Source organism: Lysinibacillus sp. fls2-241-R2A-57, from assembly GCF_030209535.1.
In the GTDB taxonomy this organism is placed as follows: domain Bacteria; phylum Bacillota; class Bacilli; order Bacillales_A; family Planococcaceae; genus Lysinibacillus.
Window position 1 is genome coordinate 24,776 of sequence record NZ_JARVRU010000006.1, and the last position, 7,493, is coordinate 32,268.

6 protein-coding genes are annotated in these 7,493 nt (G+C 37.3%); all 6 read right to left on the minus strand.

Translation table 11 applies throughout. The annotated features are described in order from the left end of the window. Positions 1-29: 29 nt before the first annotated feature. The 6 genes from QRN68_RS01720 to QRN68_RS01745 all read right to left on the minus strand — a co-directional run bounded on the left by QRN68_RS01720 (position 30) and on the right by QRN68_RS01745 (position 7,163). A complete protein-coding gene (locus QRN68_RS01720) occupies positions 30-1,805 on the minus strand; it encodes an ATP-binding protein (protein ID WP_285394892.1) in 1,776 nt (591 codons plus the stop codon). Further along, positions 1,798-2,514 (minus strand): response regulator transcription factor, encoded by a 717-nt coding sequence (locus QRN68_RS01725; RefSeq protein ID WP_049668637.1) that lies wholly within the window; start codon positions 2,512-2,514, stop codon positions 1,798-1,800. Before QRN68_RS01725 ends, QRN68_RS01720 begins: the two co-directional genes overlap by 8 nt. A 181-nt stretch (positions 2,515-2,695) precedes the next feature. Next, positions 2,696-3,883, minus strand: a complete 1,188-nt coding sequence (ccsB, locus tag QRN68_RS01730; protein ID WP_285394894.1) for a c-type cytochrome biogenesis protein CcsB — start codon at positions 3,881-3,883, stop codon at positions 2,696-2,698. Continuing rightward, on the minus strand, positions 3,880-5,556 hold the full coding sequence (resB, locus tag QRN68_RS01735; protein ID WP_285394896.1) for a cytochrome c biogenesis protein ResB: 1,677 nt from the start codon (positions 5,554-5,556) through the stop codon (positions 3,880-3,882). Before resB ends, ccsB begins: the two co-directional genes overlap by 4 nt. Before the next feature lie 13 nt (positions 5,557-5,569). Next, complete coding sequence (resA, locus tag QRN68_RS01740) at positions 5,570-6,103, minus strand: thiol-disulfide oxidoreductase ResA (protein WP_285394897.1); 534 nt, start codon at positions 6,101-6,103, stop codon at positions 5,570-5,572. Positions 6,104-6,431: 328 nt separating this feature from the next. Next, positions 6,432-7,163, minus strand: coding sequence for a pseudouridine synthase (locus tag QRN68_RS01745; protein ID WP_285394898.1), 732 nt, complete (start codon positions 7,161-7,163; stop codon positions 6,432-6,434). Positions 7,164-7,493: the final 330 nt, after the last annotated feature.

Consider the following 7,493-nt stretch of genomic DNA (forward strand, 5'->3'; position numbering starts at 1 on the left):
ACCGACTGAAATAAGTTAGTAGTGATGCTTTAATCGAATGGTAAATAAAACGTGAAGGTAGTTCCCACTTTCAGCTCACTATCTACCATAATAGTGCCTGAATGTGCCTTAACAATATTTCTAGCAATAGCTAAACCTAGGCCAGTTCCACCTTTGGAACGCGTACGTGCCTTATCTGCTTTATAGAAACGTTCAAAGACATATGGCAAGTCCTCTTGCGGGATACCATGCCCTGTATCCTGAACAGATATTTTGGCAAAGGTTGGCTCCTGCTCAACCTTAACTGTTACCGACCCCTCAGTAGTATGACGGAGAGCATTATCAATTAAATTCGTTAACACTTGTTCAATCCGATCCTCATCCATGCTAATCGTAGCTTCGTTATTAAATTCACTGTTAAACATTAGACGTATATGCTTCTCTTTGGCAACCTGTGCAAATTTTTGAGTAATTCGTTCAAATGTTGAATTAATTGGGAGCTCATCCTTGTAAAGAGTCATATGGCCAGATTCCATACGCGCAAGATCTAACAAATCTGTTACGAGGCGTCCCATACGTTTTGATTCATCATAAATAATTTTTGTAATCTCATTTCGTTCTTCTTGATCCTGAATAAAATCATCATCCATTAAGGCCTCTGAATAGCCCTGAAGCATCGAAATCGGCGTCCGTAACTCATGAGACACATTGGCAATAAAATCTGAACGCAGTTTTTCTAAGCGATGTTGCTCTGTCATATCACGAATAACTGCAACAGCTCCACGTATCGATTCCCCACTATAAAGAGGGCTAATCGTAAACGTATAGTAACTTCCATCCATCTCAATTTCTTCTTCAAGCTTATCCTCAAACATCAGTACATGATCCAGCATATGATATAGCTCTGGCGGGATTGGTTTAGCACTTTGCGAGCCTTTATTGACAAACCATTCTTGCATTAAACGCTCTGCTGGTGGGTTGCTTAATAATATTGTACGATCACGATTAAACGTAATGACCGCATCTGTCATCGATGTTAAAATATTTGATAACTGTTCATTTTCTTGGTTGATCACTTCTAGATTGTGTTTCAATTGTCGTCCCATTTGATTAAAGGCAACAGCAAGCTGGCCTATTTCATCATTTTGTGTTGTTGGCATTTTCGCTTCAAAATTCCCTTTAGCAATTTCAAACGCCAATTCACGCATTTTACGCAATGGTGACGTAATTCGTGATGATAGGAAAAAGGCGAAAAATGTCGTAAGAACAAAGGCAATGACAGCAGATAAAATGACAATTTTCGTCGTTTCTTTCGATGTTTTATGTAGTGCATCTGGACTTTGATAAATAAAGACCGCTCCGTGCACTGCATTTTCTACATTTAATGGGAAACCAAGTACGACATATGATTCCATAGTATCTTTGTCTGTGGAAGACGGCATCATCATTTCTTTAATGATTGGTTCATCGGATTGAAAAATTTCGTGGAAAGATTTATTAGCTAATATCGTATCTTGTATTTCTTTTTTATTTACACCTTCCTGCAACGAAAACGATACTTTGTCATGGTTGATTGCAATAAGGGCATTCGTACTTTCTGGTAAAATATCTTTTAATAATTCCGAAGTCGACTCTGCTGTTTCATTATCATCTACTATACTTGCAACGGTTGCTGCTGTTTGACGCAAGGAGCCCTCTACTTGCTGCATATGGTAATTTTGAAGAAACTCGAGCATTAGAACCGTGAAAACAAATAATACAAATGAAACGAGAAGCAATATGGTTACCCATAGCTTCCCGACAACACTATTCCATATTCTATTCATTAACAACCTCAAATTTGTAGCCAACGCCCCATACAGTAACAATCATCTTTGCAGCGTTTTCAGATACACGGTTGAGCTTTTCGCGTAAACGTTTTACATGTGTGTCAACTGTACGTAAATCTCCGAAGAAATCATAATGCCAAACTTCTTTTAGTAATTGTTCACGGTCAAATACTTTGTCTGGCGATTTTGCTAGGAAATAAAGTAATTCATACTCTTTAGGCGTTAAATTTACCTCGATACCTTCTGCTGTTACACGATGCGCATCATGATCAATCATTAAATGTTGGAACACAACTAAATCTTTTGATGAAGATGCATTTGTCGAAGGTGAGAATGCTTGTGAACGACGTAATATGGCTTTCACACGTAAGACAACCTCACGAGGACTAAATGGTTTTACAATATAATCATCCGCTCCAAGCTCGAAGCCTTGTACACGATTCGCTTCCTCGCCTTTTGCAGTTAATAAAATAATTGGTGTTGCTGCTCGTTCACGAATTTCCGCACATACTTCAAGCCCGTCTTTTTCAGGCATCATAATATCTAATAAAATACAGTGATACTCTTTTTCTAAAGATTTTTCGATCGCTTGTTCACCATTTTCTGCTTCGTCAACAAGGTATCCTTCTCGCTCTAAATACATTTTTAATAAGCGTCGAATACGATCCTCGTCATCTACTACTAATACTGAAATATTTTCTGACACTTTCACGATCCCTCTCTTCTAATCTTTCTCTACCCTCTATTGTACATGGTACAGCACATATTGAAAAGAAAAGAAAGCCTTCTTGCCACAGCAAGAAGGCTTTCTTTCTAATTACTAGCGACGTAAAAAATCTCATATGTGCTCAAATTAATCAGTTTTTTTGAAACGGATTCATCTCAGTTTAGCTTGCAGCGTATGAGTGTAAACCTGCAATAATCAAGTTAACAGCAATTAAGTTAAACAGAATAATTCCGAAACCAATTAATGCTAACCAGGCAGATTTTTCACCTTCCCAGCCTTTTGATAAACGTAAATGTAGGAACGCTGCGTAGAATAACCACGTAATAAGTGCCCACACTTCTTTAGGATCCCATCCCCAGAAACGACTCCACGCAAGTTGTGCCCAAATCATTGCAAAGATTAAGGCCCCTAACGTAAATACTGGGAAACCAATGATCACTGAACGGTAACCAATTTCATCTACTAATTGTAGATTTACTCGTTTGACAAATGGTTGGAAAATCTCACTAATTCGACGTCGAGTAATTAAACGAATTAACAAGTATAGGATTGCACCTACTAATAATGACCAGGCAACAGTTGTTAATTTCTTTGCATTAATGAGCCCTGGCATTTCTACTAATGGAGACATACCATGCTCTTCTACTGCCTTATATTCATTCATCCCAAATAGTGGCGGCATGTTGTAGGTAATTTCACGTTCCATACCTTCTTTATCAACATAAGTATATTTTGATTCGTAGTCCATTGCACTAAAAGTTAAAGTAGCGACTACGAAACCAATTACTACCACTAGGAAAAACATTACTGCTTCTAACCAAAAACGTTGTTTAGAAGGCTTTTTCAAATCAACTACTTTTAATAAATAAATCAGTCCTGCTACAGCACTAATCGCTAAAATCGATTGACCTAAAGCAGCTGTAATAACATGAATCGTTAGCCAGTAACTTTGTAATGATGGAACTAATGGAGTTACTTCAGTTGGGAACATTGCTGCGTAAGCGATAATCAGTAACGCAACTGGTAACGCTATCAAACCAAGTGCTGTCAGTCGATAAATAAAATAAATTAGGATGAAAGCCGCTACGATGAACATCCCGAACGCAGTGGTAAATTCGAACATATTACTAACGGGTGCATGCCCTGTATAAATCCAACGAGTAATAAAATAACCAAGCTGCGCTAGGAAACCAATAATTGTAACAATAATTGCAAGCTTGCCCCATTTATCAGTATTTTTGCCTGTAGCATTCGATTGCTTTATCGAACCACCAAATAATAATGTTGCTACTAAATAAGCTATAAATGCTGCAAATAACAGGTTTCCGCTTATATCAATCAAACTCATAAGGTGCTGTCACCTTCCTTTTTCTTATTGCCGCGCTTTTTGGACTTATCGGCGTCTTCAGGCTGTTCTAATTGATCTTCATATTGTGGTAATTCAGCAAATGAAGTAACGGCATCTAAATCCTTTTTCATACTAAACATATTTTTATTTACATGGGCAGCCATCAACACTCGACCATCTGGCTCCACTTGTATCCATAATCGTCGGTGGTTCCAATAAGAACCGATTACTACACCGATCATGAAAATAATACCACCTAAAAATAAAATCGGTACCGTACTATCTTTACGAACTGTAAAGTTTGCCAAATCACGTGTTTCTGCACCAGCAAATTTCATTCTATATTTGTTTTCACCTAGTGGTTCAAGCGGTGGCTTCATGATTTCTACAAAACTTACTTCACCTTTTGGCGTTTCTGGTGTTTTCATTCTAAATAAAAATGCTGGATTATTTGGTGTTGATGTTTTCGTCTGTGGTTCTCCATTTTCAAAACCAGCAAAATCTGGTGTATAAACAAGAATTTCTACTGAAGAACCATTTCCTAAATCATATTCTTTTTTAGGATTCGTTAAATCAATTTCAACTTGACCAAGTGATTCTTCTTCATTTCCTTTATTCACCAAATTAAAATTCATCTGCTTCAATTCGTTCTGGCGATAATTCATTTGATATAACGCAAAACCATCTTCTTTTAATGGATGATTTACACGAATCGAGTAATCTCTCACTTTTTCAAGGTTTTCTAAATCTCCAGGGATAGCACCTTCAGGTTGTTTGTATAATGTAACGTCTGTTTGAAAGTTTTTCGCCACAACATTAACACCTTGGGCCACTTGCTCGCCCTGTGGCTTATTGTCATGAGTTTCCAAAATAAATTCGTTATTTTTAATAAAATAGCCGTCCATACCTGGTATAGCTCGTGTCTCACCTTCACGGATCCACATCGTCTCATCCACATAAAAGCCAGGTACTAAACGCAACATAACACCTGCTAAAAAGATAATTAGACCGACATGATTTATGTATGGGCCATATCGAGCAAAACGGCCACGTTCTGCTAAAAGTGCACTTCCATCACGACGAACATTATATTTTAATTGAGTCATTTTTTGCTCAACTTTATCTAATGTTGCGTCAGGGTTTTGCACTTGTCCTTCTGCAACGATCCGTTGACGTTTCATGAAACTTTCATGACGTTTAACGCGTTGATTTTTCAGAGATTTATGCAATGGTATACCACGGTCTAAACTCGCAACAATAATAGAGATCCCAAGCATACCTACCAAAACCTGGAACCATGCAGTACTGTACAAATCTGAAAGTCCTAAACTATTGTAGACTTTACCAAACCAACCATACACTTTCTCATAATACTCTGCTTTGTTAGCTTCTGGAGCATTTACATAAATTTCTTGAGGTAGAATTGTTCCAATTGACGCAGCGACTAACGTTATAATAATGAGGGCAATTCCCACTTTGACACTCGAGAAAAAATTCCAAATTTTATCGATGACTGTTTTATTATACGTTTTTGAACGAATAGCCGTTCCGTCGTAGCGCATATCTACAACTTTTGTTTCTTTACCTTCCTCAGTTAAAGGACGACCACATTTCTCACAAAGCTTCGTGCCATATGGGTTACTATGACCACAAGCACAAATGATGTTTTCCATAGTCATTTTCTCCTTATTTTGGCTTCACTAATTCCATGTACGAAGCAATTTGTTTCTCCGTCATTTCACCAGTAGTAATTTTGACTACTTTACCATCCGGATCAATAAGGACAGTTGCTGGTAAATTACCTACATTGTAGGTAGTCGTAACGCTTTTCGTTTTGTCAATAACTACTGGAAACGTTAACTCGTGTCTATCAACAAAATTTTGTACTTCAAAATCTGTTTGGGCAATATTGACAGCCAATGTTTGTACACCCTGATCTTTATAGATTTTATACTGACGGTCTATTGCAGGCATTTCATTCTCACAAGGCTTACAAAAAGTTCCCCAGAAGTTCAATAATACTCCCTGCCCTTTATAATCAGACAGCTTATGTTTCTCACCGTTTAAATCTACTAACGTGAAGTCCGGTGCTTTAGAGCCTACTGCTATTAACTCTACTTTATCCTTTGTCGCTGTTCCGTATACCGTGTAACCAATCGCTAATACTAAAACTGCTAAAATAATGGTACGTATTACGAGACGTTTTTTCTTTTTCTCCAAGTTAATAAACCCCCTATCAATTACGGCTTAGAGTAACTTCTATTGACGCTAAGCTTTTTATACAAACATTCATATGTATAGATTTTACCGTCTAATTTACAACATTTATGTTTGCCAAATTCGTCTTTCGCTTATACGCCAGACACCAAAATTATGGAAACGATTTCAACTGGTTAATCTTGATGTACTATTCTCACCTATTATAGCAAATTAAAACAAAAACGCTTAGCTAATAATTATGAATGATTTATGAACGATTTCATCATAAAGAAAGTGAAAACATCACCATTCACATAGTAATTTTTCACTTTCTTGATAAAATGACCGTTTATCCGATTTTTCCTGTCTCTGCTAACACTCGCAATTGTTTCACTTCATGCTTTGACAATTCACGATATTCCCCCGGTGATAGTCCAAATAAATCTAAAAAGGCAAAGCGCTCACGTTTCAGTTTAACAACTGGAGTACCGATCGCCTCAAACATGCGACGCACTTGACGATTTCGCCCTTCATGAATAGTAATTTCACAGATTGCCTTGCCTGCTTTTTCATCAAAAGAAGTCATACTAACTTTTGCTGGCGCAGTTTTTCCATCTTCTAGTTTAATCCCGCGTTGAAGCTTTTTTAAACCTTCGATCGTTGGAATACCTTTGACACGAGCAATGTAAGTTTTATCGATTTTAAACTTCGGATGTGTCAGCATATACGAAAATTCGCCATCATTTGTCAATAACAATAATCCTGATGTATCATAATCAAGGCGGCCCACTGGGAAAATACGTTGTGGAATATGCTTAAACAAATCTGTGACAGTTTTGCGTCCTTTGTCGTCTGTTACAGCCGATATCGTTCCACGTGGTTTATATAGTAAATAATAAACCTTATCTTCTTTCTCAAGCTTAACGCCTTCCACTTCTATCGTATCTGAGTTTGAAACCTTTGTACCAAGCTCACGTACTACGACTCCATTTACCTTTACTTTACCTTCTAAAATCAATTGCTCCGCCTTACGTCTTGACGCAACTCCTGCATACGCAATGACCTTTTGTAATCTTTCCATTCTTTCACCTCTAGTTTTCATTCACCTTGGTTTAGACACCAAAATTTAAACCCTATTCATTTATTAGGAATAAGGTTATTTTTCCCGCTAATCTGTGAAAATTATGTCATACTTTTGTGCATTATTAAAGAAAAACTAATTATACATAAGTAATTAGTTTATTTGAAATAATTTTATTGGCTAGTTTCTGGATAATTTGTACTTGAATTTTAAGGGGCTTCACCATAACGCGAGGTTGATTTCCGTTCGGACTGAGCGCTTTGTAGCTGACGCTCTGCTTTCGCTACAGAAAACATTTGTTGTTGCTGTCGCTACGCTTTCGCACAGATA

Excerpts from the sequence above, each read along its gene's own strand:
- QRN68_RS01720 (WP_285394892.1), bottom strand. The coding sequence starts at position 1,805 with ATGAATAGAATATGGAATAGTGTTGTCGGGAAGCTATGGGTAACCATA.
- ccsB (WP_285394894.1), bottom strand. The coding sequence starts at position 3,883 with ATGAGTTTGATTGATATAAGCGGAAACCTGTTATTTGCAGCATTTATA.
- resB (WP_285394896.1), bottom strand. The coding sequence starts at position 5,556 with ATGGAAAACATCATTTGTGCTTGTGGTCATAGTAACCCATATGGCACG.
- QRN68_RS01745 (WP_285394898.1), bottom strand. The coding sequence starts at position 7,163 with ATGGAAAGATTACAAAAGGTCATTGCGTATGCAGGAGTTGCGTCAAGA.